This window comes from Streptomyces sp. NPDC004284, from assembly GCF_042874035.1.
Lineage (GTDB): Bacteria > Actinomycetota > Actinomycetes > Streptomycetales > Streptomycetaceae > Streptomyces.
The window spans coordinates 504,622-528,825 of sequence record NZ_JBIAMJ010000002.1 but is presented as its reverse complement, the minus strand read 5'-3'; the positions used below and the strand labels follow the sequence as shown (position 1 = coordinate 528,825).

The window sequence follows — 24,204 nt, the reverse complement described above, 5'->3', positions numbered from 1 at the left end:
CGCTCGGCTCCGGTGAAGGGGGACCTTGTCCATGAGCATCGGCATTCTGGCGGGCGTCGTCGTCGGCGCGCTCGTCGTTCTGATCGGTGTGTTCAAAATGATGTGGCGCGTCGCGGAACCCAACGAGGCGCTGATCATCTCCGGTTCCAACCACAAGATGGAGGGCCTCGGCACGGGCATGGGGTTCCGCATCGTCACCGGTCGGGGCACCCTCGTGCTCCCCGGTGTGCAGGCGGTGCGGAAGCTCTCGCTGGACCTCAACGAGACGCAGCTGTCCGTCGAGTGCGTCACCCACCAGGGCATTCCGCTGAAGGTCCGCGGTGTGGTGATCTTCAAGGTCGGTGACGACTTCGTGTCGATCGCCAACGCCGCCCGCCGCTTCCTCGACCAGCAGAAGCTGATGTCGGAGCGGGTGCACATCGTCTTCGCCGGTCATCTCCGCGCCATCGTCGGCGGGTTGACGGTCGAGGACATGATCCGTGACCGGGAGAAGCTGACCGGGCAGGCGCGGTCGGCCTGTGGCACGGAGATGGAGAAGCTCGGTCTGATCGTCGACTCGCTGCAGATCCACGAGATCGAGGACCCGACCGGGTACATCAAGAACCTGGCCGCCCCGCACGCGGCCGCCGTCCAGCGGGACGCGCGGATCGCTCAGGCGGAGGCGAACCGGCGGGCGACCGAGGCCGAGCAGCAGGCCGCGGCGCGCATGTCGGAGGCGACCCGCGACAGCGAGATCCTCCAGGCGGGCTACCAGGCCGAGCGGGACCAGGCGTCCGCCCGGGCCCGGCAGGCCGGCCCGCTCGCCGACGCGGCCTCGCGCCAGGAGGTCGTCGTCCAGGAGACCCGGGTCGCCGAGCTGGAGGGCCTCCGCAAGGAGCAGCAGCTCCAGGCGGAGGTCCGCAAGCCGGCCGACGCGATGGCGTACGAGACCCGGACGCTGGCCGCGGCCGAGCGTGACGCCCGGATCTCGGCCGCCGAGGCCGAGGCGAAGGAGACGGAGCTGGCGAGCGCGGCGAAGGCCACGGCGACCCGGCTCACCGGTGAGGCCGAGGCGGCGGCGCAGCACGCCAAGGGCCTCGCGGTCGCCGAGGCCACGCGCGCGAAGGGTCTGGCGGAGGCCGAGGCGATCAAGGCACGGGCGGCGGCGCTCGCGGAGAACCAGGAGGCCGTGGTCGCCCAGCAGCTGGCCGAGAAATGGCCGGAGATCGTCTCCGCGGGCGCGTCCGCCTTCGGGAACGTCGACCAGATGGTCCTGCTCAACGGCGCCGACGGCATGGCGGACGTCTTCGCCAAGGCGCTGACCATGGGCGGAACGGGCCTCGGCCTGGCCCGCCAGCTCCTGGCCACGATGAACCCGGCGGCGCAGGAGAAGCTGGGCGGAGCGGTTCTGCCGGCACCACGGGCCGAGGAGACCGTGGAGATCCCGGTCGGCGACGAGCGGTAGGCGCGTACGAAGGGCCCGGTGCCGTCACGGCACCGGGCCCTTTCGTGTGATCCGCTCGGCCTAGTTGTGGCCGAACTTCCGCTCCTTGCGGTGGGACGCGTGCTCGACGAGGGGCATCGACGTCTCTCTCGCGGGGGCCGGCGCGCTCTTCTCCTTCGCGACCGCGTCGGTGCGGTGCTCATGGCCGCCGGTACGGGCTCCCCGGTTCGTCCGGGTCTGTTTCTTGCCCACGATCGTGCCTCCCGTGACGGGTGTCGGACGGTGGTCCGCCTGCCCTCAGCCTGGCACGGGGGTACGAGACCCGCACGTCAGGCCGGTCGTGTGCATCGCGTACGGAGAGAGGCCCCGGAACCGTCCCGGCAGGCCCTACGGTGGCCCTCATGACGACGTACCCGCACTCCACGACCGAGGCCGATCCGCAGCTGATCGGGCCCGTCCGCACCTCCTACGCGCCGGACTGCGACGGGGCGCCCGACCCCGGGGAGATCGTCTGGACCTGGGTGCCGTTCGAGGAGAACGACGGCAGGGGCAAGGACCGGCCGGTGCTCGTCGTGGCGCGGGAGGAGTCCGGCACCCTGCTCGCCGTCCAGCTGTCCAGCAAGCGGCACGATCACGACCGGGAGTGGGTGCCGATCGGAACGGGTTCCTGGGACGCCGACCGGCGCGAGTCCTGGGTGGACCTGGACCGGGTGCTGCGGGTGCACGAGTCGGGCATGCGCCGCGAGGCCTGCGCCCTGGACCGGCCCCGGTTCGACCTGGTGGCGGACCGGCTCGTGGAGCGGTACGGCTGGTCCTGACGGTCCCGGTCAGCCGCCCTCGCCGAGCACCCGCCGGAACGCGGCGAGGGTCGGGGTGCCGGTGGAGCGGTCCAGGACGGCGAAGGTGATCTCCTCGAAGTGACCGGCGAAGCGGCCCTCGCCGGTGAGGAGGGCCTTGAAGGCGCCCGCGACCTCCGCCGGGTCGTTCTGGAAGACGCCGCAGCCCCAGGCGCCGAGGACGAGCCGCCGGTATCCGGCCGCGGCGGCCGTCTCCAGGACGCGTTCCGCGCGGGAGGCGAGGGCGGCGGGCAGGCGGTCGGCGCGTTCGGGGGTCCGGCGGCGGACGACGCCCGCGTTGGGTGCGGGCGAGGTGAGGAAGCCGACCGTGAAGGGCTCGGGGAGCAGGGCGCCGCGGTCGTCGCGGAAGACGGGGACGCGGGGCGAGTGGATGACCCGGTCCGTGTAGAAGGCCTCCCGTTCGGCCCGGTGGTGGGCGTAGTAGGCGGGGGCGCGCAGCAGGGTGGAGTGGAGGGCGGAGGCCCGGCAGAGGGCCTCTTCCTGGGCCTGGGCGCCGTTGAGGTAGCCGCCGCCCGGGTTGCGGGCCGAGGCGAAGTTCAGGACGGCGACCGGGCGGGTGGGGTCCGCCGTGGTCATGCGGCGGGCCGCCGCGAGGCTGCTCTCGGGGGTGACCGTGAGGGTGGGCACGCGGTCGGTGTCGGGGGTGACCGGGACGGGTTCGGGACCGTGGAGACGGGTTCCGGCCAGGGCGGCGGCCAGGTCCTCGGCCAGGGAGACCGTCCGGCCGTCGGGGGCGCGGTAGTGGCCCGCCGCGACGATCTCCTCGGTCTGCCGCGCGATCGCGCGCAGTCGTGCACTCATGCTCCTCAGCTTGATCGTTTCGTTCCGGTGGGGACAACGGGTTTTACGGGGCTGCGGGGAATTTTGGACAAGTGGGGGCACAGGGGGCGCGCGGGGGACGACCGGGGCGCTCTTGCACGCCGTCCGACGGTGGCTTTAGGTGGAAGCAGCAGCTCGACCCCGAGGACCAGGAGGTGCACGGATGTCGCCCAGCGGCATACCGCGTGGCGGCCCCCCTCTGACCGAGGCGGAGGCGGAGGACCTGCTGCGATGTATCTGTTTCAAGACGGGTCCGCCCCGCACGGTGGGGGTGGAGCTGGAGTGGCTCGTGCACGAGCTGCGCGACCCCCGTCTTCCCGTACGGCCGCCGAGGCTCGCGGCCGCGCTCGACACCGTACGGGCCGTGCCCCTGGTGTCGGCCCTCACGTTCGAACCCGGCGGGCAGCTGGAGCTCAGCTCGCGCCCGGCCGGCTCCCTCATGGAGTGCCTCGACTCGCTCGCCGCCGATCTGCGCGCGGTGCGGGCCGCGCTCGGGCCGCTCGGTCTGACCCTCAGCGGTTACGGGGTGGACCCCTGGCACGCGCCGCGCGACCGGGTCCTGCACGAGCCGCGGTACGACGCGATGGAGACCGTGCTCGGCCGGACCGGGCCGTCCGGGCGGGCGATGATGTGCGACTCGGCCTCGGTGCAGATCTGCCTGGACGCCGGTCTGGAGGAGCCGGGTCCGCTCGGCTACCACCGGCGCTGGCAGCTCGCCCATCTGCTCGGCGCGGTGCTGGTGGCCGCGTTCGCCAACTCCCCGGTCCACGGCGGGCGCCGCACCGGCTGGCGCTCGACGCGGCAGGCCCTGTGGACGGACCTCGACCCCCGGCGGGCGCTCGCGCCGCCGCCGGACGGGGAGCCGCGCGCGGAGTGGGCGGCGCACGTCCTGGACACGCCGGTGATGTGCGTGCGGGCCGAGGAGGGGCCGTGGGCGGTGCCGGAGGGGCTGACCTTCCGGGAGTGGCTGCGGACGGGACTTCCGCGCCCGGCCGACGCCGACGATCTGCGGTATCACATGACGACGCTGTTCCCGCCGGTGCGGCCGCGCGGCCATCTGGAGCTGCGGATGGTGGACGCGCAGTCGGGCCCGGACGGCTGGATGGTGCCGGTGGCGGTGACGACGGCCGTGTTCGAGGACCCGGAGGCGGCGGAGGCCGTGTACCGGGCGGTGAAGCCCCTCGCGGAGCAGGCGGGTCCCGGGCCCGCCCCGCGCAATCCGCTGTGGCTGGCGGCGGCCCGTGACGGTCTCGCCGATCCCGGGCTGCACGCCGCCGCCCGTGCGGTGTTCTCCGCCGCGCTCGACGCGCTGCCCCGGATCGGGGCGAGCGAGGAGGTGCGGCGGGCGGTCGCCGCCTTCCAGGAACGGTACGTGATCCCCGGGAGCTGCCCGGCCGACGACTTCGAGGTGGTGACGTCATGACCGCGACCGGGACGGGAGCGGATCCCGAGGTCCTGCGGAGGCGGGCCCTCGACGCCCTCACCGCCGCGCGGGACCGCACCGCGCTCCTCACCTCCTGCGTGGAGGACGGCGAACTCACCGCGCAGCACTCGCCGTTGATGTCCCCGCTGGTCTGGGACCTGGCGCACGTCGGGAACCAGGAGGAGCAGTGGCTGTGGCGGGCCGTCGCGGGGCGCGAGGCTCTGCGGCCCGAGATCGACTCGCTGTACGACGCCTTCCAGCATCCGCGCGCGACCCGCCCGTCGCTGCCGCTGCTCTCGCCGGGCGAGGCCCGCGTCTACGTGGCGGACGTCCGGCTCCGGGTCCTCGACGTGCTGGAGCGGACCCCGCTGGAGGGGCGGCCACTGCTCGACGCGGGCTTCGCGTTCGGCATGATCGCCCAGCACGAGCAGCAGCACGACGAGACGATGCTGATCACCCATCAGCTGCGGAAGGGGCCGGTCGCGCTGACCGCTCCCCCGCCGCCGGACCTGCGGTCCGGCCCGCTGCCCACCGAAGTCCTCGTCCCCGGCGGTCCGTTCACCATGGGAACCTCGGACGAGCCCTGGGCCCTGGACAACGAACGGCCGGCGCACCACCGCGTCGTCCCCGCCTTCCACATCGACACGACCCCCGTCACGAACGGCGCCTACCTCGCCTTCATCGCCGACGGCGGCTACACCGACCGCCGCTGGTGGCGGCCGGAGGGCTGGGCGCAGATCCGGGAGCACGGCATCGGGGCCCCGCTGTTCTGGCGCAAGGACGGCGGGCAGTGGCTGCGCCGCCGTTTCGGGGTGACGGAGCCGGTGCCCGAGGAGGAACCGGTCCTGCACGTCAGCTGGTACGAGGCGGACGCCTACGCGCGCTGGGCGGGGCGGCGGCTGCCGACCGAGGCGGAGTGGGAGAAGGCGGCCCGCCACGACCCGGCGTCCGGGCGCTCCCGCCGCTATCCGTGGGGCGACGCGGATCCGGGTCCGGAGCACGCGAACCTCGGGCAGCGGCACCTGCGGCCCGCGCCGGCGGGCAGCTATCCGGCGGGGGCCTCGCCCCTCGGCGTACGGCAGCTGATCGGTGACGTGTGGGAGTGGACGGCGAGCGACTTCCTGCCGTATCCGGGGTTCACGGCCTTCCCGTACAAGGAGTACTCGGAGGTTTTCTTCGGCCCGGAGCACAAGGTGCTGCGGGGCGGTTCGTTCGCGGTGGACCCGGTCGCCTGCCGGGGCACCTTCCGCAACTGGGACCTCCCGGTCCGGCGCCAGATCTTCTCCGGCTTCCGGACGGCGCGCAGCGCGGAGCTCGACTGATGTGCCGTCATCTCGCCTACGTGGGCGGGCCGGTGGCGTTGGGAGACCTCCTCGTCCGGCCGGCGCACGCCCTGCTGCGCCAGTCCTGGGAGCCCCGTACGCAGGACAGCGGCGTGGTGAACGCCGACGGGTTCGGCGTGGGCTGGTACGCCGAGGGGGATCCGGTACCCGCGCGGTACCGGCGGGCCGGCCCGATCTGGGGCGACCTGTCCTTCGCGGACCTCGCCCGGGTGGTGCGCTCCGGGGCGTTCCTCGGGGCGGTCCGGGGGGCCACGCTCCCCGGCGCCGACGGGGAGGCCGCGGCGGCTCCGTTCACCGCCGGGCCCTGGCTGTTCAGCCACAACGGCGCCGTCGGGGGCTGGCCGGACTCCCTCGCGGCGCTCGCCGGGGCACTGCCGGCCGAAGAGCTGCTGCGCCTGGAGGCGCGCACCGACTCGGCGCTGCTCTGGGCGCTCGTGCTGCACCGGCTGCGGGCCGGGGACGCGCCGGGGACGGCCCTCGGCGACACGGTGCGGGAGGTCGCGGCCGCGGCCCCCGGTTCCCGGCTGAACCTGCTGCTGACCGACGGGGAGCGGATCGCCGCGACGTCCTGGCGGAACAGCCTCTGGTGCCTGTCGGGCCCCGACCGGACGGTCGTGGCCTCCGAACCGTACGACGACGATCCGCGCTGGCGGGAGGTGCCCGAGCACACGCTCGTCACCGCCGACCGCGCGGACGTCACCCTCACCCCGCTCAAGGAGCCCTCCGCGTGAGCCCGTTCCAGCTGACCCGCACCCTCGCCGCGGACGCCGCCGGCGCCGATCTCCGCGCCGACGTCCTCCACGGCCTGACCCGCTCCCCCAAGGAGCTGCCGCCCAAGTGGTTCTACGACGCCCGGGGCAGCGAGCTCTTCGAGGAGATCACCCGGCTGCCCGAGTACTACCCCACGCGAGCGGAGCGGGAGATCCTGATCGAGCGGGCGCCGGAGATCGCCGCAGCGACCGGGGCCCGGACCCTGGTGGAGCTGGGCTCCGGCTCCTCCGAGAAGACGCGGTTCCTGATCGACGCGCTGCTTCCGGGTCTGGACGCGTACGTGCCCGTGGACGTGAGCGAGTCCGCCCTCGTCGGAGCGGCCGAGACGCTGCTCGCGGACCGGCCGGACCTGTGGGTGCACGCGCTCGTCGCCGACTTCACCCGGGGGCTCGCGCTGCCGGGGATGCCGGGGCCGCGCCTGGTGGCCTTCCTCGGCGGCACCATCGGCAATCTGCTCCCCGCCGAGCGGCGGACCTTCCTGCGCTCGGTCCGCGCGATGCTCACGCCGGGCGACGCCCTGCTGCTCGGCACGGACCTGGTGAAGGACGAGGCCACGCTCGTGGCCGCCTATGACGACGCGGCCGGGGTGACGGCCGAGTTCAACAAGAACGTCCTGTCCGTGATCGACCGCGAGCTGGGCGCCGACGCCGATCCGGCCGCCTTCGAGCACGTGGCGGTGTGGGACGCCGAGCGGGAGTGGATCGAGATGCGGCTGCGCGCCCGCCGCGCGCTGACCGTGAAGATCCCGGAACTGGATCTCGTGGTGCCGTTCGCGGCGGGCGAGGAGATGCGGACGGAGGTGTCGGCGAAGTTCCGTCAGGCGGGTGTACGGGAGGAGCTGGCGGCGGCGGACCTCGAACTGGCCCGCTGGTGGACGGACGCCGAGGGCAGGTTCGCGCTGTCCTTGTCGACGGCGGCCTGAGGGGAAGCGGGCTGAGGGACGGCCCGCTGGGAGAGGGCCTGCGGGGAGACGGCCTGCTGGGCTGCCGCGGCGAGGGCGCGGCGGTCCGGATACTGAATGCTGGATATCGGATCCAATATTCGAATATTGGCGACAATCTCCCGTGCGGTGACGACCCGCCACAGCGACGCGCCGAGCGGATCGTCCCCGACGTACGCCGCCGCTCCGGTGGGCCGGTAGTCGATCCGTACCGGCAGCACGGCGCAACCACTGTCCAGGGCGGCCTGGAAGGCGGCCGGGCGGAAGCGCCCCGAGGCCCGTCCGCACCAGGTCGACCCCTCGGGGAAGACGACGACCCTGCCCCCGCCGGCGAGCACCCCGGCCATCGCCCGCACGGCGCCGGGCAGGGCCCTGAGCCGGTCGCGGTCGAGGAAGAGGGTCCCGCCGAATGCGGCGAGCGTGCCGAGGACGGGCCAGCGGCGGACCTCCGTCTTGGCCACCATCCGGCCGGGCAGCACGGACGCCACGAGGGGGATGTCCAGCCAGGAGACGTGGTTGGCGACGACGAGGAGCGGGCCGGTGACCGCGCCGGCCGTCCCCTCGTACCGGACGCGCACGCCGAAGGCGCGGACCACCGCCCGCACCCAGCTCCGGACGAGGGCGAGGCGGGCGGCGGCCGGGAGGAGCGCCGCGGCCGGGGCGAGCAGGACGCCGAGGAGGACGGCGCCGGTCCCGGCGGCCAGCCGGGCCGCGGCGAGGACGGCACCGGCCCGTTCGGCGAGGTCGTCATGGCCGGTGTCCGGGTGGGCGGCGCAGTGGCCCGGGGTGCAGGGCGCCGTGGGGAGCCACGGCGACAGGGCCGTGGTCCCGGTCACCGCGCCGGGACGAGCGAGAGGAAGTGGTTGAGGTAGCGCGGGTTGGTGCGGCGCAGCGAGAGCAGGACGTAGAGGTCGGCGGTGCCGAAGTCGGGGTCGTGCGCGGGGGCGCCGCAGACCCAGGCGCCGAGCCGCAGGTAGCCGCGGAGCAGCGGCGGGAGTTCGGTGCGGCCCTCGGGGCGGGTGACGCCGGCGGGGCTCCACAGCTTGTGCGGGGTGACCCAGTACTCCTCGGGGGCGAGGTGCTTGTCCTTGACGGTGTCCCAGGTGGCGGCGGCGAGGGTGCCGCCGTCGGCGAGCGGGATCGAGCAGCAGCCGGCGAGCCAGTTGTGGCCGGTGCGGGTCATGTAGCGGGCGAGTCCGGCCCAGATGAGGGCGATCACGGCGCCGTTGCGGTGGGCGGGGTGGACGCAGGAGCGGCCGACCTCCACCAGGTCGTGCCGGACGGGGGCGAGGCGGGTGAGGTCGAACTCGCTCTCGGAGTAGAGGCGTCCGGCGACGGCTGCCCGGTCGGGCGGCAGGATCCGGTAGGTGCCGACGACCTCGCCGGTGCTCTCCTCCCGTACCAGGAGGTGGTCGCAGTACGCGTCGAAGGCGTCGCCGTCCAGGCCGGGCTCGGGCCCGTCGAGCAGGGCGCCCATCTCCCCGGCGAAGACCTGGTGGCGCAGCCGCTGGGCGGCCCGTACGTCCTCCTGGTCCCGGGCGAGACCGACGACGTACCGGGGGGTGGGCTGCTCGGCCGGGCCCTGGGGCTGCCCGGGGACGGCCAGGGGCGGTGCGGAGACGGCCTGGGGCTGTGCGGGGACGGCGAGCGTGCGCGTCGGTGCGGACATGGCGGGCTCCTCCGGCGGACGGAAGGGGAAGGGGCGGGGCCGGGCCTCGTGCGCGGTGGCCCGGCTCCCTACTTCTCCCGTCGCCGGCTGGATTCGACATGACGGCCCGGGGGCTCGTGGGTGTGCGAACGCTGAATGCTATTCGGCGAGGGTGTCCGTGATCGCGGCCGAGGCCTTCTCGGCGGCCTTGACGGGGTCCTTGCCCTGGAGGACGGCCGTCATGTACGGCTTGATGGGGTTGTCGGCCTCGACGTCCGCCCACTGCGGGGAGTTCGGGGTGGCGCGGCCGCGTGCGGCGGCCTTCGCCATGACGGCGGTGGCCTCCTGGCCGGCGACGACGGAGGCGAGGCTCTTCTTGTTGGGCACGTAGCCCATGGTGCGGGCGAGTTCGGACTGCCACTTCTCGCCGGCGAGCGCCTTGACGACGTCGAGGGCCGCGCCGCGGTCGGGGGCGTTCTCAGGGATGATGAGGTCGGAGCCGCCGGTGAAGACGACGCAGGGCTGATCGGCCTTCTTGCCGGGTATCGGGAAGTAGCCGAGCCCGTCCTTGAGGTCCGGGTTGGCCTTGAGGATGGCGGCGACGGCGCTGGGCGTGGCGATGAGCTGGGCGACATCGCCCTTGGCGAAGACGTCGGCCTGCGGCGGGGTCTGCTCGTCGGCGTTCTTGGGGCCGCGGCCGAGGGCCTGGAGCTTCTTGTAGAAGGCCATGCCGCGCTGGGCGGCCGGGCTGTCGAGCGCGCCGGTCCACTGGCCGCCCCTGTCGACGGCGAGTTCGCCGCCCTCGTCCCAGACGAAGCCGGCGAGGGTGTACCAGTCCTGTCCGGCGAGGTAGATGCCCTGGGAGCCGTCCTTGTCGAGCTTCTCGGTGTCGTCGAGCCACTCGTCGCGGGTGGCCGGCGGCTTGTCGATGCCGGCTTCCTCGAACAGGTCCTTGTTGTAGATGACGATGCGGTTGGCCGCGTACCAGGGGATGCCGTACTGGGATCCGGAGATGCTGCCGGGCTCGGCGAGACCGGGCAGCCAGTCCTCGCGGCCGAGGTCGCGGACCGACTCCAGGGTGAGGTCGAACAGCTTGTCGGTGTCGGCGTACTGGGCGACCTGGGTGTTGCCGACCTCGATGACGTCGGGGCCGCCGGAGCCCTGGATCGCCTCGGTGACCTTCTTCCCGATGCCGGTCCACTCCTGGATGGTGAACTCGAGCTCGACGCCGTCGTGCTCCTTCTCGTACTCCTCGGTGAAGCGCGAGAGGAAGTCCTCGCTGACGCTGTCCCGCATGAGCCAGATGTTCACGGTCTTCGTCCCGCCGTCGCCACCGGGGAGCAGTCCGCAGCCCGCGAGGGCGAGCGCGGTGGCGGCGGCCAGGGGGCCGGCGAGATGACGGTTCTTCACGGAGGTCACCTTCTGCGGTTCAGCACAGAGTCGTGCGCATGGGGGGGCTGACCCGACATGGGGGGACCGAACGGGGTGTTCGCGCGGGTATGTGGCCTGGATTCTGGTCTGGACCAACGGGATGGTCAAGTCCTTGACGAATCCGTTCCGCGCCCGAGGGGACGCCCCTCGTCCTTACCGTCGGTAGTTACTCGCGGGTCGCCCGGCCCCCGTCGTGTCGCGCGCCGACGCGCCCTGGGGCACCGTGGAGGGAACGCACCGAGAGGAGTCCGGCCCCCATGTCGAATCACACCTACCGCGTCACCGAGATCGTCGGCACCTCCACGGAGGGCATCGACCAGGCCATCCGCAACGGCATCGAGCGCGCCTCACAGACCCTGCGGGGACTGGACTGGTTCGAGGTGACGCAGATGCGCGGCCACCTCGTCGACGGCGCGATCGAGCACTACCAGGTCGGTCTGAAGGTCGGCTTCCGGCTGGAGGACGGAGACTGACCCGGACGGCGCGGACCGACCCGGTCCGGTCGGCGTCAGGTGCGGCCCTCCTTCTCCTGAGCCTCCCTCAGCGCCTCGGAGGGCTCCGCCCAGCGGGCCCGTACGACGTGGAAGCCCGCCGCCTCCGCCGCGTCGCACACCGCCGGGTCGTCGTCGACCAGCATCCTGACCGCCCGGTCGGCGGCGAGCCGGCGCAGGATCTCCACCTTGGTCACCCGGGCCGGCCGGAAGTCGCGGTGGCGACGCATGTGGACGGGCCCCTCCGGGAGCCCCTGCCCGGCCAGCCACTCCACGGTCGAACGGCGGCAGCGCTCGGGCCGCCCGGTGAGGTAGACCACCTCGCACTCCTCGGCCGCCTCGCGGCACAGCGCGACGCCCTCCTCCAACGGCGGATCGTCGGGCGCCGCCGCGAAGAACGCGTCCCAGTCCTTGGGCCTGCGCTCCAGGAAGTGCTGGCGGTGCGCGGTGGCGGCCAGCGTGTTGTCGAGGTCGAAGACGGCCAGGGGCCTGTTGTCCGATGTCACGCGCCCCAGCCTAGGAGGAGCCCCCGGCCCCCTCTCCGGGAATCCCCTACGGCCCCACCCGTTGAAGTCACCGTGAGCACCTTCCCCGACGGCATCCGCTTCTCCGTCCTCGACCGCTCCCGCACCCGGGAGGGCGAGGACACCTCGCAGGCGCTGCGCGCCACCGTGCGCCTCGCCCGGGAGGCGGAGGCCCTCGGCTACCACCGCTTCTGGGTGTCGGAGCACCACGGCGTGCCCGGGGTCGCCGGTTCGGCGCCCACGGTGCTCGCGGCAGCCGTCGCCGCCGCGACCTCCACGATCCGGGTCGGTACGGGAGGGGTGATGCTCCCGAACCACCGGCCGCTGGTCGTGGCCGAGCAGTTCGGTGTGCTCGAATCCCTCTTCCCCGGCCGGATCGACATGGGGGTCGGCCGTTCGGTGGGCTTCACGGACGGCGTCCGCCGGGCCCTCGGCGGGGCCGAAGAGGACGCCGACCGGTTCGGGGAGCAGCTCGCCGAGCTCCTCGGATGGTTCACCGGCGATCAGACGGCCCACCCGCAGGTGCACGCCCGTCCCGCCGAGGGGCTGAGGGTGCCGCCCTTCGTCCTGGCGACCGGGGAGGGCGCCGGGATCGCCGCGGCGGCGGGGCTGCCCCTGGTCATCGGCGACCTGCGCGGCCGGGACCGGCTGCTGAAGGCCGTCGACGCGTACCGCACGGCCTTCCGCCCGTCCCCGTGGGCCGCCGAGCCGTACGTGGCCGTCGCCGGGACGGTCGTGGTGGCCGCCACCGGGGCGGAGGCGCGACGGCTGCTGATGCCGGAGGCCTGGTCCCTCGCGTACTCGCGCACCCGCGGCGTCTTCCCGCCGCTCGCCGCGCCCGAGCGGATCGAGGGGCTGCCGATGACGGAGAAGCAGCGCGGCTTCTACGAGTCGGGGCTCGCCGGGCATGTGCACGGCACGGAGGAGCAGGTGGCCGAGGCGCTGGAGCGGGCGGTGAAGGAGACCGGGGCGCAGGAGGTCCTGGTCACCACGAGCACGTACGACCGGGCGGCGCTGAGCGAGTCGTACCGTCGTCTCGCCCGGGCGGTCGGCCTCACGGCGCCCGCCTCCTGACGGCCGGGGAGCGAACGGGGGCAAACAGGGAGCATTCGATAGGGTCGCCCCATGCACGACACCCCTCATGATCCCTATGTCCGCGTCCGAGGCGCCCGTGAGCACAATCTCGCCGGAGTCGACGTCGACATCCCGCGCGACGCGCTCGTCGTGTTCACCGGGGTCTCCGGGTCCGGCAAGTCGTCGCTGGCGTTCGGGACGATCTACGCCGAGGCCCAGCGCCGCTACTTCGAGTCGGTGGCCCCGTACGCGCGGCGGCTCATCCACCAGGTGGGGGCGCCCGCGGTCGGGGAGATCACCGGGCTGCCGCCGGCGGTCTCCCTGGAGCAGCGCAGGTCCTCGCCGAACGCCCGCTCCTCCGTCGGTACGGTGACCACCCTCTCCAACTCCCTGCGGATGCTGTTCTCGCGGGCAGGGGACTATCCGGAGGGGGCGGAGCGGCTCGACTCCGACGCCTTCTCCCCCAACACGGCGGCGGGCGCGTGCCCTTCGTGCCACGGCCTCGGGTTGATCCACGACACGAGCGAGGAACTCCTCGTGCCCGACGCGGACCTGTCGATCCGTGAGGGCGCGATCGCCGCCTGGCCGGGTGCCTGGCAGGGGAAGAACCTGCGGGACGTCCTCGACACCCTGGGGTACGACGTCGACCGGCCGTGGCGGGAGCTCGCCGCGAAGGACCGCGAGTGGATCCTGTTCACGGACGAGCAGCCGGTCGTGACCGTGCACCCGGTGCGGGAGGCGAACCGCATCCAACGCCCGTACCAGGGAACGTACATGAGCGCGCGCCGCCATGTGCTGCGCACCTTCTCCGACTCGAAGAGCCCGACCCTGCGGGCGAAGGCGGAGCGCTTCCTCACCAGCGCGCCCTGTCCGGCCTGCGGCGGCGGCCGGCTGCGGCCCGAGGCGCTCGCGGTCACCTTCGCCGGCCGGAACGTCGCCGAGCTCGCCGCGCTGCCGCTCACGGCGCTGTCCGGTCTCCTGGCGACCGCGGCGGCGACGGCGGACGTCTCGGAGGCGGCGCGGGTCCTCACCGAGGACCTCGTCGCCCGGATCGCCACGGTCACCGAGCTGGGCCTCGGCTATCTCGCTCTGGACCGGGCCACCCCCACGCTCTCCAACGGCGAGCTCCAGCGGCTGCGGCTCGCCACCCAGCTGCGCTCCGGTCTCTTCGGCGTGGTGTACGTCCTCGACGAGCCGTCCGCCGGGCTGCACCCGGCCGACACCGAGGCCCTGCTCGTGGTCCTCGACCGGCTCAAGGCCGCCGGGAACTCGGTCTTCGTCGTCGAGCACCACCTCGACGTCGTCCGGCACGCCGACTGGCTCGTGGACGTCGGCCCGCGCGCCGGTGTGCACGGCGGGCGGGTGCTGCACAGCGGACCGCCCGACGAACTGGCCGGCGTCGAGGCGTCCGCGACCCGGCGCTTCCTCTTCGACCGGGCGCCCGCGCCCGCGCGGGCGGTGCGGGAACCGGCGGGCTGGCTGCGGCCGGGGCCGGTCACCCGGCACAACCTGCGGGCGGTGGACACGGCCTTCCCGGTCGGCGTCCTCACGGCCGTGACGGGTGTGTCGGGCTCCGGCAAGTCGACGCTCGTCGATGCGCTGACCGATGAAATCCCCGGAGTGGGGCGGATGGTGACGGTGGATCAGCGTCCGATCGGCCGTACGCCGCGCTCCAACCTGGCCACGTACACCGGTCTGTTCGACGTCGTGCGCAAGCTCTTCACGGAGACCGAGGAGGCCGGGGCCCGCGGGTACAAGGCCGGCCGGTTCTCCTTCAACGTGCCCGGCGGCCGCTGCGAGACCTGCCAGGGCGAGGGCTTCGTCTCGGTGGAACTCCTCTTCCTGCCCAGCACGTACGCCCCCTGCCCCGACTGCCACGGCGCCCGCTACAACCCGGAGACCCTCCAGGTGCGGCTGCGCGGCCTCACCATCGCCGAGGTCCTCGACCTGACCGTCGAATCCGCCGCCGCGTTCTTCGCCGACACCCCCGCCGCCGCCCGGAGCCTGCGCACCCTCCTGGACGTGGGCCTCGGCTATCTGCGGCTCGGTCAGCCCGCCACCGAGCTCTCCGGCGGGGAGGCGCAGCGCATCAAGCTCGCCTCGGAGCTCCAGCGGCCGCGCGGCGCCCACACCCTCTACGTCCTGGACGAGCCGACGACCGGGCTGCACCCGGCCGACGTGGAGGTCCTGATGCGCCAGCTCCACGGCCTCGTGGACGCCGGGCACTCGGTGGTCGTCGTCGAGCACGACATGGACGTCGTCGCCACTGCCGACTGGGTCGTCGACCTCGGCCCCGGCGGCGGCGACCAGGGCGGCCGCGTGGTGGCGGCGGGTCCCCCGGACCAGGTGGCGCGGGCGGCGGAGAGCCGCACCGCGCCGTATCTGGCCCGGGCCCTGGGGTCCGGCGAGCCGCGCTGAGCCCCGGGGCCCGGGGTCAGGCGGCCGTGTCGAAGGTGTAGTGGCGGGTGTGGTCCAGCATGTCCGCCGGGGTCACGTCGTTCCACGGCCGCATGGTGTCGCCGAGGTCGACGACGTTCGCGGTGCCGGCGGTCGGCAGATACGTCGACCGGGGGTGGCGGGCCTGCCAGTCGGCCCACAGCTTGTCCACGAAGGCGTGGTGCAGCCAGAACACGGGGTCGTTCGGGGAGACCCCGGTGGCCATCTGGCCGCCGACCCAGACGTGGACGCGGTTGTGGAGGTTCACTCCGCGCCAGCCCTCCAGATGGTTGCGGAAGCCGTCCGACGAGCTGTTCCAGGGGGCCGTGTCGTAGGTCTCCATGGCGAGCACGGAGTCCACCTCGGCGCGGGTGGGCAGCTGGCGGCCGCCGGCGCCCAGGTCGCGCCGGAGGTAGTCGCGCCCGTCGACGCGGACGTTGACCGTCCAGCGGTTCCCGGAGCGGGCGAACGGGCCGTCCGTCACCTGGCCGTCCCGGACCCGGCCGGTGCCGCCGAGGAAGTCGGGTGCCCAGAGCGAGGCGCGGGAGGTGCGGTCGGCCGTCCAGTCCCAGTACGAGAGGGTGACGGCCGGGTCCACGGACTGCAGCGCCTCCTCGAACTGTATGAGGAAGCGGCGGTGCCAGGGCAGGAACGAGGGCGAGCGGTGGCCGACCCGGTCGCCGCCGTCCGTGTCGCTCATGATGAAGGCGTTGTGCGTGGTGACGAAGGCGTCGTACCGCCCGGAGCGCTTGAGCTCCAGGAGGGCGTTCACGAAGCGCCGCTTCTCGTCGGCGGTGAGGGTGGCCTGGTTCTTGCGTACGGTCATGGTGGTGCGCTCCTGGATCGGTCAGGCGGGGGTGAGCGGAACGAGCGGGGCGCCCTGGAGTTCGCGGACGGCCGCGCGGGCCACCGCCCTGGGCGTGGCGACGGGCTCGTAGTGGTTGATCACGCTGATCCAGGTGCCGTCGGCGTTCTGCATGACGTGCAGTTCCTCGCCGTCGATCGTGACGGAGTAGCCGCCCGCGTGGTGGCCGCCATGATGGCCGCCGTGCGACGGGCCGCCCTTGATGCGGCGGCCCTGGTAGACCTCGTCGAACGAGACGGGGCCGGCCGTGGGAACGGCGGGCCCGGGAGCGGCGGCGGCCTGGCCGGCCAGGGCGAGGCCCGCGGCGACGCCTGCCGCGCCGGCCGCGACGCCGAGGGCCCGGCGGCGGGTGATGCTGGACATGAGTCCCCCAGTGGTCGATGCGACCGGGGGGTCGGTCATGTCCCCCCGGCGGTTCCCATCAGTACCCGGGGGTGTCGGCGCGCCAGAAATTCCCGGCGGCGGGTTGGCCGCGAAGTGGACAAGTTGCCACGGTAAGTACAGGTTTGAACGGAGTTGATCTTGCTGTCTCGGCGCACAGGAGCACCCCGGAGCGAAGATCCTACGGAGAGGGTGATCGTTCCGTGAAGGATCTTCGGTCGCGGGGTGCGCGGAGTGGCGGAGCCCACGCCGCCAGACTGTCCGGAATCCGGTCAGCCGCGGGGAGCCTTCCTCCGGGCCCGCAGCCACTCCCTGTTCATCGCCGTGATCGACGGGAGCGGGATGCCCTTCGGGCAGGCGGTCGCGCACTCGCCCGTCAGGGTGCAGCCTCCGAAGCCCTCGGCGTCCATCTGGGCCACCATGTCCAGGACCCGGGTCTCGCGCTCCGGGGAGCCCTGGGGCAGGACGTTCAGGTGGTTGACCTTGGCGGAGGTGAAGAGCATCGCCGAGCCGTTCGGGCAGGCCGCCACGCACGCCCCGCAGCCGATGCACTCGGCGTGCTCGAAGGCCGAGTCCGCGTCGGCCTTCGGGACGGGCGTCGCGTGGGCCTCGGGGGCGGCGCCCGTGGGCGCGGTGATGTAGCCGCCGGCCTGGATGACCCGGTCGAAGGCGGAGCGGTCGACCACCAGGTCCTTGACGACGGGGAACGCGGACGCGCGCCACGGTTCGACGTCGATCGTGTCGCCGTCGCGGAAGGACCGCATGTGGAGCTGGCAGGTCGTGGTGCGCTCCGGCCCGTGCGCGTCGCCGTTGATGACGAGGCTGCACGCGCCGCAGATGCCCTCGCGGCAGTCGTGGTCGAAGGCCACGGGGTCCTCGCCGCGCAGGATGAGCTCTTCGTTGAGGGTGTCGAGCATCTCCAGGAACGACATGTCGGCGGAGATGCCGCCCACGTCGTAGGTGGACATGGCGCCGGGTGCGTCGGCGTTCTGCTGGCGCCAGACGCGCAGGGTGAGCCTCATGCGTAGCTCCGCTGGGTGGGGTGGACGTACTCGAAGGTGAGGTCCTCCTTGTGGAGGACGGGGGCGGCCCCGGTGAACTCCCAGGCCGCGGCGTACGCGAACTCCTCGTCGTGGCGGGCCGCTTCGCCGTCGGGGGTCTGGGACTCCTCGCGGAAGTGGCCGCCGCAGGACTCGGCGCGGTGGAGGGCGTCGAGGCACATGAGCTCGGCGAGCTCCAGGTAGTCGACGATCCGGTTGGCCTTCTCCAGGGACTGGTTGAACTCCTCGCCGGTGCCGGGGACCTTGATGCGTCGCCAGAACTCCTCGCGGATCTCGGGGATGCGGCGCAGGGCCTCGGTCAGGCCCTCCTCGGTGCGGGCCATGCCGCAGTACTCCCACATGAGTTCGCCGAGTTCGCGGTGGAAGGAGTCGGGGGTGCGGTCGCCGTCGACGGAGAGCAGGAGGTTCAGGCGGTCCTCGGTCTCGGCGAGGACCTCGCGGACCGCCGGGTGGTCGTCGGTGACGGGTTCGCCGGCCGGATGGCGGGCCAGGTAGTCGTTGACGGTGGCCGGCAGGACGAAGTAGCCGTCGGCGAGACCCTGCATGAGGGCGGAGGCACCGAGCCGATTGGCCCCGTGGTCGGAGAAGTTGGCCTCGCCGATGGCGAAGAGGCCGGGGACGGTGGTCTGGAGGTCGTAGTCGACCCAGAGGCCGCCCATCGTGTAGTGGACGGCGGGGTAGATCCGCATGGGGACCTCGTACGGGTTCTCGGCGGTGATCCGCGCGTACATGTCGAAGAGGTTGCCGTACTTCTCCTCGACGGCCTTGCGGCCCATCCGCCGGATGGCGTCGGCGAAGTCCAGGTAGACCCCCTGCCCGCCGGGCCCGACGCCCCGCCCCTCGTCGCAGACGTTCTTCGCCGCGCGGGAGGCGATGTCGCGGGGGACGAGGTTGCCGAAGGAGGGGTAGATCCGCTCCAGGTAGTAGTCGCGCTCGTCCTCGGGGATCTCGGCGGCGGGCCGCGCGTCGCCCTTCGCCTTCGGGACCCAGATGCGGCCGTCGTTGCGCAGCGACTCGCTCATCAGGGTCAGCTTGGACTGGTGGTCGCCGGTGCGCGGGATGCAGGTGGGGTGGATCTGGGTGAAGCAGGGGTTGGCGAAGTACGCGCCGCGCCGGTGGGCCCGCCAGACGGCCGTGGCGTTGGAGTTCATGGCGTTCGTCGACAGGTAGAAGACGTTGCCGTAGCCGCCGCTGGCGAGGACGACCGCGTCGGCGTAGTGGGGGGAGATCTCGCCCGTGATCAGGTCGCGGGCGACGATGCCGCGGGCCCGCCCGTCGACGACGATCAGGTCGAGCATCTCCGTACGGGCGTGCATCTCGACGTTGCCGGCGGCGATCTGCCGGGACAGCGCCTGGTAGGCGCCGAGGAGGAGCTGCTGGCCGGTCTGGCCGCGGGCGTAGAAGGTGCGGGAGACCTGGACGCCGCCGAAGGAGCGGGTGTCGAGGAGGCCGCCGTACTCGCGGGCGAAGGGGACGCCCTGGGCGACGCACTGGTCGATGATCTCGACGGAGATCTGGGCGAGGCGGTGGACGTTGGACTCGCGGGCCCGGAAGTCGCCGCCCTTGACGGTGTCGTAGAAGAGGCGGTGGATGGAGTCGCCGTCGTTGCGGTAGTTCTTGGCGGCGTTGATGCCGCCCTGGGCGGCGATGGAGTGGGCGCGGCGCGGGGAGTCCTGGAAGCAGAACTGGACGACGTGGTAGCCCTGTTCGGCGAGGGTGGCGCCGGCGGAGCCGCCGGCGAGGCCGGTGCCGACGACGATGATCCGGTGCTTGCGCCGGTTGGCGGGGTTGACCAGCTTCGCCTGGAAGCGGCGGGTGTCCCAGCGCTCGGCGATGGGCCCGGCGGGCGCCTTGGTGTCGGCGATCGGCTCACCGACGGCGTATTCGAGATGGCTCATGTCAGCTCACCACTCCGGTCATGACGGCGACGGGGACGGAGACGAAGCCCGCGGTCAGGACGAGCGCGAGGGCGTTGGCGAGGACCTTCAGGAGGCGCTCGCGGCGGGCGTTGCCGACGCCCAGGGTCTGGGCGGCGCTCCAGAAGCCGTGCCGGACGTGGAGGCCGAGGGCGAGCATGGCGGTGATGTAGACGACGTCGCCGTACCAGGTGGAGAAGGTGTCGACGACGTTCTGGTAGGGCTTGCCCTCCTCGAAGCCGCCGGGGTGGACGGTGCCGGTGGTCAGGTCGAGGACGTGCCAGACGATGAAGAGGCCGAGGATGATCCCGCCCCAGCGCATGGTGCGGGTGGCGTACGAGGAGCGCTTGCGGCGGTGGACGTACGCGGTGGGGCGGGCCTTCAGATCGCGCCGGCTGAGCTGGTACGCGGAGACCGCGTGGGCGACGACGGCGGCGAGGAGCACGATCCGGACGATCCAGAGGGCCCAGTGGTGGTGCAGGACGGGGGCGCCCATGACGCGCAGCCAGTGGCCGTAGGCGTTGAACTCCTCGGGGCCGAAGAAGACCTTGAGGTTGCCCGCGACGTGGGCGACGAGGTAGCCGAGCATGATGAGCCCGCTGACGGCCATGACCGTCTTCTTGCCGAGGGTCGACGACCAGAATCCGCGGGAGGGTGTGGGGGACGGCGGGCGGGCGGCCGTCCGGTCCCTCGTGGGTGCCAGAGCCATGTCCTCGACGCTAGGGCCGAAGGCCCCGAGAGGTCCAAGACATGGTCCGGCTGATCTCGATAGGACGTCTCTATCGATGTCCTCTACGCTGGGAGCATGCAGTTCCAGCAGCTCCTCTACTTCGTCGCCGTGGCCGAGACCCGGCACTTCACCCGGGCCGCCGAGCGCGTCCACGTCTCGCAGCCCTCGCTCTCCCAGCAGATCAAGGCCCTGGAACAGGAGTTGGGCGCGGAGCTGTTCAGCCGCGCCCGGGGGAACATCACCCTCACCGACGCGGGCGAGGCCCTGCTGCCGCTCGCGCGCCGGATCCTCGCCGACACGGAGACGGCCCGCCTGGAGGTGCAGGAGCTGGCCCAGCTCAAGCGGGGCCGGGTGCGGCTCGGCGCGACGCCGAGCCTGTGCACGGGGCTCCTCCCGGACGTGCTGCGGTCCTTCCACGACCTGCACCCGGGGATCGAGCTCCTGATCGAGGAGGGCGGCTCGCACGATCTCGTACGGGAACTGGCGCGCGGCGCGCTCGACCTCGCCCTGGTCGTCCTCCCCCTCCCCACCCCCTCCCCCGCCCTGACCACGGTCGAGCTGCTCCGGGAGGACCTGGTGGTGGTCTCCGCCGCCTCGGAGCCGGCCCCCCGCCGGCCGGTGCGGATCAAGGACCTCCGGGACCAGCCCCTCGTCATGTTCCGGCACGGCTACGACCTGCGGGAACTGACCGTGGCGGCCTGCCGCGCCGAGGGCTTCGAGCCCACCTTCACCGTCGAGGGCGGAGAGCTCGACGCGGTGCTCGGTTTCGTACGGGCCGGGCTCGGGCTCGCGGTCGTACCCGCGATGGTCGCGGCCCGCGCCGGCCGCGACCTGCGGGTGACCGCCCTGGCCCGGCCGGGCCTGCGCCGCACCATCGCCCTGGCCCACCGCAGCGACGTGGCGCCACCGCGAGCGGCCCGCGAACTCCAGCGCCTGCTGCTGCGCCGCACCTGACCCGCCCCTCGTCGCGGGCGATCGGCCGCACGGCGGGACGATCGCCCGCACGGGCGGTGGGTGGGCGCTACACCGCGTCCGCCAGGACCAGGGAGTGGATGCGGTCCGGGGCACCGGGGCGGGCGTAGTACCAGCCTTGGGCCGTGTCGCAGCCGAGGTCGCGGAGTTGGCGGGCCTGGGCGGCGGTTTCGACGCCTTCGACGGTGACGGCGAGTTCGAGGCTGTGGGCCAGGGAGACGATCCCCTCGACGATCTTGAGGTCGACCGGGTCCACCGGGTGCTGCTGCATGCCCCGGGTGAAGGAGCGGTCGAGCTTGAGGACGCTCACCGGCAGCCGCCGCAGGTTGGCCAGGTTCGAGTAGCCGGTGCCGAAGTCGTCGAGGGCGATGTCCACGCCCATCTCGGCGAGCTGCCGGAGCGGCTTCAGCAGGTCCTCGTCGGCGCCTATCAGGGCCGATTCGGTCACCTCCAGGCACAGTGCGCCCGGTTCGAGGCCGGAGCGCTCCAGGACGTCGACCGTGTCGGCGACCAGGCGGGGGTGGTGGAGCTGTGTCGGGGAGAGGTTGACGTTGATCCGCAGGGGGCCGCCGTCGGAGTGCCGGGTCTGCCAGAAGCGGGCCTGGCGCACGGCCTCCTGGAGCACCCAGCGGCCGAGCGGGACGATGAGGCCGGTGTCCTCGGCGAGCGGGATGAAGCGGTCCGGGCCGAGCACGCCGTGCTGCGGGTGGCACCACCGGACGAGGGCCTCCGCGCCGTGCACGCTGCCGTCGTCGAGGTGGACGAGCGGCTGGTACTCGATGAAGAACTCGCCGCGCTCCAGGGCGGTCGGCAGGGCGGTGGTGAGCCCGTGCCGGGTGATGGCGCGGGCGTCGGCCTCCGGGTCGGCGAGCTCGAAGCGGTTGCCACCCGCCGACTTGGCCCGGTACATGGTGATGTCCGCGCTGCGGAGCACCTCGGCCGGGGTCCGCTCCCCCGCCGGGCCCTCGACCAGGCCGAGGCTGCCGCGGACGGTGAGTTCGCGGCCGTCGATGCGCAGCGGCGTGGCGAGGGCGGCGAGGATCCGGTCGGCGAGCTCGGTGACGTCCCGCTCGCCGCCGGGGGCGGTGGTGAGGGCGACGAACTCGTCGCCGCCGAGCCGGGCCACCATCTCGCCCGCCCCGGTGACGCAGCTCTGGAGCCGGTCGGCGACCTCGACGAGCAGCCGGTCGCCTGCGGAGTGGCCGAGGCTGTCGTTGATGACCTTGAAGCCGTCGAGGTCGAGGTAGCAGAGGCCGAAGCGGGCGTTCTCGCCGGGGGCGAGCGCCTTCTCCAGGCGTTCGAAGAACAGGGTCCGGTTGGGGAGTCCGGTGAGCGCGTCGTGGGTGGCCTCGTACCGCAGGCGCAGATGGAGCAGGCGCCGTTCGGTGGTGTCCTCCATGAGGGCCAGCTGGTACTGGGGGCGGCCTTCGGCGTCGCGGAGGAGCGAGACGGTGAGGTTGGTCCACAGAACCGTTCCGTCGCCCCGGTAGTACGGCTTCTCGACGCGGTAGTGCTCGCGCTCGCCCCGGACCAGCTCCTCGTACAGCTTCCAGACGTGCGGCCCGTCCTCCGGGTGCACCCACTCGCTGACCTTCCGGCTGCGCAGCGGCCCCTCCATCCCGCCGAACATGCGGGTGAGGGTGTCGTTGACCTCCAGGACGTTGCCGTCGAGGTCGGCGATGCCGATGCCGATCGCCGCCCCGTCGAAGACCGCGCGGAAGCGGCTCTCGGTGGCGTGCAGGGCGATCTCGGCGGCGGTGCGGGCGGCGAGCGCGGAGCGGGCGATGGCCTCCTGCTCGGTGAGGGTCCGCTCGCGCAGCGCCTGCGCGTAGCCGGTGGCCATGGCGTGCTGGAGCCGGGCGCAGCGGGCGCGCAGCTCCTCGGCCGCGAGGTCGGACTCCGTACCGCAGTAGAGGACCAGGTACGAGTCGACGACGCCGAGGCTGCGGCCGAGCGCGTCCGGGTCGGTGCAGTGGGCGGCGACGAGGGCCGCTCCGGTGCGCTGGGCCGGTGCCGTGTCGAAGGGGCGGGCGTGCAGGGCGTCGCACAGGGTGCGGGCCAGCGGCAGCAGATGCCCCTCGAACTCGGAACGGGTCAGCGAGGTGGCGGTCACCGGGAAGATCGCGCGGCTCCAGATGGTGACGAACCGCCTGAGTCTGTCCTCCGGGCCGTCGGCTTCGGCGAGGGCGCCGGACGGCTGCGACGGGACCTTCACGCCTTGCGCCCCACCCCTGCGAACCCGGAGAAGGCGTACGGATCCTCCTCCTCGGCCGGATTGTCCGGGCGCCAGAGCGGCATCGGGACGAGTCCGGGCTCGACCAGTTCGGTGCCCTCGAAGAAGCGGGCGATCTCGTCGCCCGACCGCATCACCAGGGGGTTGCGGATGGTGCGGTAGACCCCGACGGCGCCTCCGGCCCGCTCCTCGGGGAGCGGGATGCCCTCGTACGAGGCGTGGGTGAGGATGACGAGGCTGCCGGGGGCGAGGGCGTCGATCAGTTCGGCGACGGCTTCGTGCGGCCGGTCCTGGTCCTCCAGGAAGTGCAGCACGGCGACGAGGAGCAGGGCGACCGGCCGCTCCAGGTCGAGGAGCCGGGTCACCTCGGGGCTGTACAGGATGTCGGCCGGCTTGCGCAGGTCGGCGGCGAGGACGGCCGCGCCGTCGTCGCCCTCCAGGACGGCGCGGCTGTGGGCCACGGCGACGGGGTCGTGGTCGACGTAGACGACCCGGGCGGCGGGGTCCGCGGCCCGGGCGACCTCGTGCACGTTGCCGAAGGTGGGTATGCCGGAGCCGATGTCGAGGAACTGGGTGACGTCGTTGTCGACGGCGTGGCGGACGGCGCGCCGCATGAAGGCACGGTTCGCCTGCATGACCTTGGGCAGGCCAGGCATGAACTCCATGGCCTTGCGCGCCGCTTCCCGGTCCACTTCGAAATTGTGCGAGCCGCCCAGATAGAAGTCATACATACGGGACACGCTCGGTACCGAGATGTCGATACCGGGCGGGGCCCAGGCGGGACGCTCCATCGATGTCTCCAACAAGTCGCCATGGGGGATGCGGCCATGCGTGCGCGGCCGGTGTTCGAGGTGAGGCTACTGATC

General features: G+C 73.0%; 23 protein-coding genes. 10 read left to right on the top strand and 13 right to left on the bottom strand.

The features are described 5' to 3' along the window. Positions 1-31 precede the first annotated feature (31 nt). Complete coding sequence (locus tag ACFYUS_RS07525; RefSeq protein WP_388846920.1) at positions 32-1,444, top strand: SPFH domain-containing protein; 1,413 nt, start codon at positions 32-34, stop codon at positions 1,442-1,444. 60 nt (positions 1,445-1,504) lie between these two features. Here ACFYUS_RS07525 and ACFYUS_RS07520 read toward each other — a convergent pair whose 3' ends face one another. Beyond that, positions 1,505-1,675, bottom strand: coding sequence for a hypothetical protein (locus ACFYUS_RS07520; protein WP_388846918.1), 171 nt, complete (start codon positions 1,673-1,675; stop codon positions 1,505-1,507). Between the two features lie 149 nt (positions 1,676-1,824). On the opposite strand from ACFYUS_RS07520, the gene ACFYUS_RS07515 reads away from it, so the two are divergent. Further along, positions 1,825-2,241 carry a type II toxin-antitoxin system PemK/MazF family toxin gene (locus ACFYUS_RS07515; RefSeq protein ID WP_388846916.1) on the top strand — a complete coding sequence of 139 codons (417 nt, stop codon included), beginning with the start codon at positions 1,825-1,827 and terminating at the stop codon, positions 2,239-2,241. A 9-nt stretch (positions 2,242-2,250) separates the two neighbouring features. Here the strand turns inward: ACFYUS_RS07515 and ACFYUS_RS07510 are convergent, their stop codons facing one another. After that, positions 2,251-3,081: a TIGR02452 family protein gene (locus ACFYUS_RS07510; protein WP_388846914.1), complete on the bottom strand. Its 831-nt coding sequence runs from the start codon at positions 3,079-3,081 to the stop codon at positions 2,251-2,253. Between the two features lie 181 nt (positions 3,082-3,262). On the opposite strand from ACFYUS_RS07510, the gene egtA reads away from it, so the two are divergent. The 4 genes from egtA to egtD are packed head-to-tail and all read left to right on the top strand — an operon-like array spanning position 3,263 to position 7,558. Further along, positions 3,263-4,522 carry an ergothioneine biosynthesis glutamate--cysteine ligase EgtA gene (gene egtA, locus ACFYUS_RS07505; RefSeq protein WP_388846912.1) on the top strand — a complete coding sequence of 420 codons (1,260 nt, stop codon included), beginning with the start codon at positions 3,263-3,265 and terminating at the stop codon, positions 4,520-4,522. Beyond that, complete coding sequence (gene egtB / locus ACFYUS_RS07500) at positions 4,519-5,844, top strand: ergothioneine biosynthesis protein EgtB (protein ID WP_388846910.1); 1,326 nt, start codon at positions 4,519-4,521, stop codon at positions 5,842-5,844. Before egtA ends, egtB begins: the two co-directional genes overlap by 4 nt. Beyond that, entirely contained in the window at positions 5,844-6,596 is a 753-nt protein-coding gene (gene egtC, locus ACFYUS_RS07495) for an ergothioneine biosynthesis protein EgtC (RefSeq protein WP_388846908.1), read from the top strand. Before egtB ends, egtC begins: the two co-directional genes overlap by 1 nt. Next, positions 6,593-7,558 carry an L-histidine N(alpha)-methyltransferase gene (gene egtD, locus ACFYUS_RS07490; protein ID WP_388846906.1) on the top strand — a complete coding sequence of 322 codons (966 nt, stop codon included), beginning with the start codon at positions 6,593-6,595 and terminating at the stop codon, positions 7,556-7,558. The genes egtC and egtD overlap by 4 nt, the downstream gene beginning before the upstream one ends. Here the strand turns inward: egtD and ACFYUS_RS07485 are convergent. From ACFYUS_RS07485 to ACFYUS_RS07475, 3 genes are all read right to left on the bottom strand, one after another. Next, positions 7,453-8,394 carry a lysophospholipid acyltransferase family protein gene (locus ACFYUS_RS07485; protein WP_388847756.1) on the bottom strand — a complete coding sequence of 314 codons (942 nt, stop codon included), beginning with the start codon at positions 8,392-8,394 and terminating at the stop codon, positions 7,453-7,455. The genes egtD and ACFYUS_RS07485 overlap by 106 nt on opposite strands. Before the next feature lie 14 nt (positions 8,395-8,408). Then, complete coding sequence (locus ACFYUS_RS07480; protein WP_388846904.1) at positions 8,409-9,245, bottom strand: GNAT family N-acetyltransferase; 837 nt, start codon at positions 9,243-9,245, stop codon at positions 8,409-8,411. A 138-nt stretch (positions 9,246-9,383) separates the two neighbouring features. Further along, positions 9,384-10,634: an extracellular solute-binding protein gene (locus tag ACFYUS_RS07475; protein ID WP_388846902.1), complete on the bottom strand. Its 1,251-nt coding sequence runs from the start codon at positions 10,632-10,634 to the stop codon at positions 9,384-9,386. Positions 10,635-10,912: 278 nt separating this feature from the next. Here ACFYUS_RS07475 and ACFYUS_RS07470 point away from each other — a divergent pair, with 278 nt between their 5' ends. Next, on the top strand, positions 10,913-11,128 hold the full coding sequence (locus ACFYUS_RS07470; RefSeq protein ID WP_388846900.1) for a dodecin: 216 nt from the start codon (positions 10,913-10,915) through the stop codon (positions 11,126-11,128). Between the two features lie 35 nt (positions 11,129-11,163). Here ACFYUS_RS07470 and ACFYUS_RS07465 read toward each other — a convergent pair whose 3' ends face one another. Then, positions 11,164-11,652 carry a hypothetical protein gene (locus ACFYUS_RS07465; protein ID WP_388846898.1) on the bottom strand — a complete coding sequence of 163 codons (489 nt, stop codon included), beginning with the start codon at positions 11,650-11,652 and terminating at the stop codon, positions 11,164-11,166. A gap of 72 nt (positions 11,653-11,724) precedes the next feature. Here ACFYUS_RS07465 and ACFYUS_RS07460 point away from each other — a divergent pair, with 72 nt between their 5' ends. Beyond that, entirely contained in the window at positions 11,725-12,744 is a 1,020-nt protein-coding gene (locus ACFYUS_RS07460; RefSeq protein WP_388846896.1) for an MsnO8 family LLM class oxidoreductase, read from the top strand. 51 nt (positions 12,745-12,795) lie between these two features. After that, positions 12,796-15,162: an ATP-binding cassette domain-containing protein gene (locus ACFYUS_RS07455; protein WP_388846894.1), complete on the top strand. Its 2,367-nt coding sequence runs from the start codon at positions 12,796-12,798 to the stop codon at positions 15,160-15,162. Positions 15,163-15,178: 16 nt separating this feature from the next. On the opposite strand, the gene ACFYUS_RS07450 is transcribed toward ACFYUS_RS07455, so the two are convergent. From ACFYUS_RS07450 to ACFYUS_RS07430, 5 genes are all read right to left on the bottom strand, one after another. Beyond that, a complete protein-coding gene (locus ACFYUS_RS07450; RefSeq protein WP_388846892.1) occupies positions 15,179-16,006 on the bottom strand; it encodes a tyrosinase family protein in 828 nt (275 codons plus the stop codon). Between the two features lie 21 nt (positions 16,007-16,027). Beyond that, on the bottom strand, positions 16,028-16,408 hold the full coding sequence (locus tag ACFYUS_RS07445; RefSeq protein WP_388846890.1) for a tyrosinase cofactor: 381 nt from the start codon (positions 16,406-16,408) through the stop codon (positions 16,028-16,030). A 290-nt stretch (positions 16,409-16,698) separates the two neighbouring features. After that, positions 16,699-17,448: a succinate dehydrogenase/fumarate reductase iron-sulfur subunit gene (locus ACFYUS_RS07440; protein WP_388846888.1), complete on the bottom strand. Its 750-nt coding sequence runs from the start codon at positions 17,446-17,448 to the stop codon at positions 16,699-16,701. Continuing rightward, positions 17,445-19,385, bottom strand: coding sequence for a fumarate reductase/succinate dehydrogenase flavoprotein subunit (locus ACFYUS_RS07435; protein ID WP_388846886.1), 1,941 nt, complete (start codon positions 19,383-19,385; stop codon positions 17,445-17,447). The genes ACFYUS_RS07440 and ACFYUS_RS07435 overlap by 4 nt, the downstream gene beginning before the upstream one ends. Before the next feature lies 1 nt (position 19,386). After that, a complete protein-coding gene (locus ACFYUS_RS07430; protein ID WP_388846884.1) occupies positions 19,387-20,112 on the bottom strand; it encodes a succinate dehydrogenase in 726 nt (241 codons plus the stop codon). Positions 20,113-20,208: 96 nt separating this feature from the next. Between ACFYUS_RS07430 and ACFYUS_RS07425 the strand changes: the two genes are divergently transcribed. Continuing rightward, positions 20,209-21,087: a LysR family transcriptional regulator gene (locus ACFYUS_RS07425; RefSeq protein ID WP_388846882.1), complete on the top strand. Its 879-nt coding sequence runs from the start codon at positions 20,209-20,211 to the stop codon at positions 21,085-21,087. 67 nt (positions 21,088-21,154) lie between these two features. Here ACFYUS_RS07425 and ACFYUS_RS07420 read toward each other — a convergent pair whose 3' ends face one another. Together ACFYUS_RS07420 and ACFYUS_RS07415 are read right to left on the bottom strand one after the other, a co-directional pair. After that, positions 21,155-23,320, bottom strand: coding sequence for a putative bifunctional diguanylate cyclase/phosphodiesterase (locus ACFYUS_RS07420; RefSeq protein ID WP_388846880.1), 2,166 nt, complete (start codon positions 23,318-23,320; stop codon positions 21,155-21,157). After that, on the bottom strand, positions 23,317-24,129 hold the full coding sequence (locus ACFYUS_RS07415) for an SAM-dependent methyltransferase (RefSeq protein ID WP_388846878.1): 813 nt from the start codon (positions 24,127-24,129) through the stop codon (positions 23,317-23,319). The genes ACFYUS_RS07420 and ACFYUS_RS07415 overlap by 4 nt, the downstream gene beginning before the upstream one ends. Positions 24,130-24,204: the final 75 nt, after the last annotated feature.

Excerpts from the sequence above, each read along its gene's own strand:
- ACFYUS_RS07525 (WP_388846920.1), top strand. The coding sequence starts at position 32 with ATGAGCATCGGCATTCTGGCGGGCGTCGTCGTCGGCGCGCTCGTCGTT.
- ACFYUS_RS07515 (WP_388846916.1), top strand. The coding sequence starts at position 1,825 with ATGACGACGTACCCGCACTCCACGACCGAGGCCGATCCGCAGCTGATC.
- ACFYUS_RS07510 (WP_388846914.1), bottom strand. The coding sequence starts at position 3,081 with ATGAGTGCACGACTGCGCGCGATCGCGCGGCAGACCGAGGAGATCGTC.
- egtA (WP_388846912.1), top strand. The coding sequence starts at position 3,263 with ATGTCGCCCAGCGGCATACCGCGTGGCGGCCCCCCTCTGACCGAGGCG.
- egtB (WP_388846910.1), top strand. The coding sequence starts at position 4,519 with ATGACCGCGACCGGGACGGGAGCGGATCCCGAGGTCCTGCGGAGGCGG.
- egtC (WP_388846908.1), top strand. The coding sequence starts at position 5,844 with ATGTGCCGTCATCTCGCCTACGTGGGCGGGCCGGTGGCGTTGGGAGAC.
- ACFYUS_RS07480 (WP_388846904.1), bottom strand. The coding sequence starts at position 9,245 with ATGTCCGCACCGACGCGCACGCTCGCCGTCCCCGCACAGCCCCAGGCC.
- ACFYUS_RS07470 (WP_388846900.1), top strand. The coding sequence starts at position 10,913 with ATGTCGAATCACACCTACCGCGTCACCGAGATCGTCGGCACCTCCACG.
- ACFYUS_RS07455 (WP_388846894.1), top strand. The coding sequence starts at position 12,796 with ATGCACGACACCCCTCATGATCCCTATGTCCGCGTCCGAGGCGCCCGT.
- ACFYUS_RS07450 (WP_388846892.1), bottom strand. The coding sequence starts at position 16,006 with ATGACCGTACGCAAGAACCAGGCCACCCTCACCGCCGACGAGAAGCGG.
- ACFYUS_RS07445 (WP_388846890.1), bottom strand. The coding sequence starts at position 16,408 with ATGTCCAGCATCACCCGCCGCCGGGCCCTCGGCGTCGCGGCCGGCGCG.
- ACFYUS_RS07440 (WP_388846888.1), bottom strand. The coding sequence starts at position 17,448 with ATGAGGCTCACCCTGCGCGTCTGGCGCCAGCAGAACGCCGACGCACCC.
- ACFYUS_RS07435 (WP_388846886.1), bottom strand. The coding sequence starts at position 19,385 with ATGAGCCATCTCGAATACGCCGTCGGTGAGCCGATCGCCGACACCAAG.
- ACFYUS_RS07430 (WP_388846884.1), bottom strand. The coding sequence starts at position 20,112 with ATGGCTCTGGCACCCACGAGGGACCGGACGGCCGCCCGCCCGCCGTCC.
- ACFYUS_RS07425 (WP_388846882.1), top strand. The coding sequence starts at position 20,209 with ATGCAGTTCCAGCAGCTCCTCTACTTCGTCGCCGTGGCCGAGACCCGG.
- ACFYUS_RS07415 (WP_388846878.1), bottom strand. The coding sequence starts at position 24,129 with ATGGAGCGTCCCGCCTGGGCCCCGCCCGGTATCGACATCTCGGTACCG.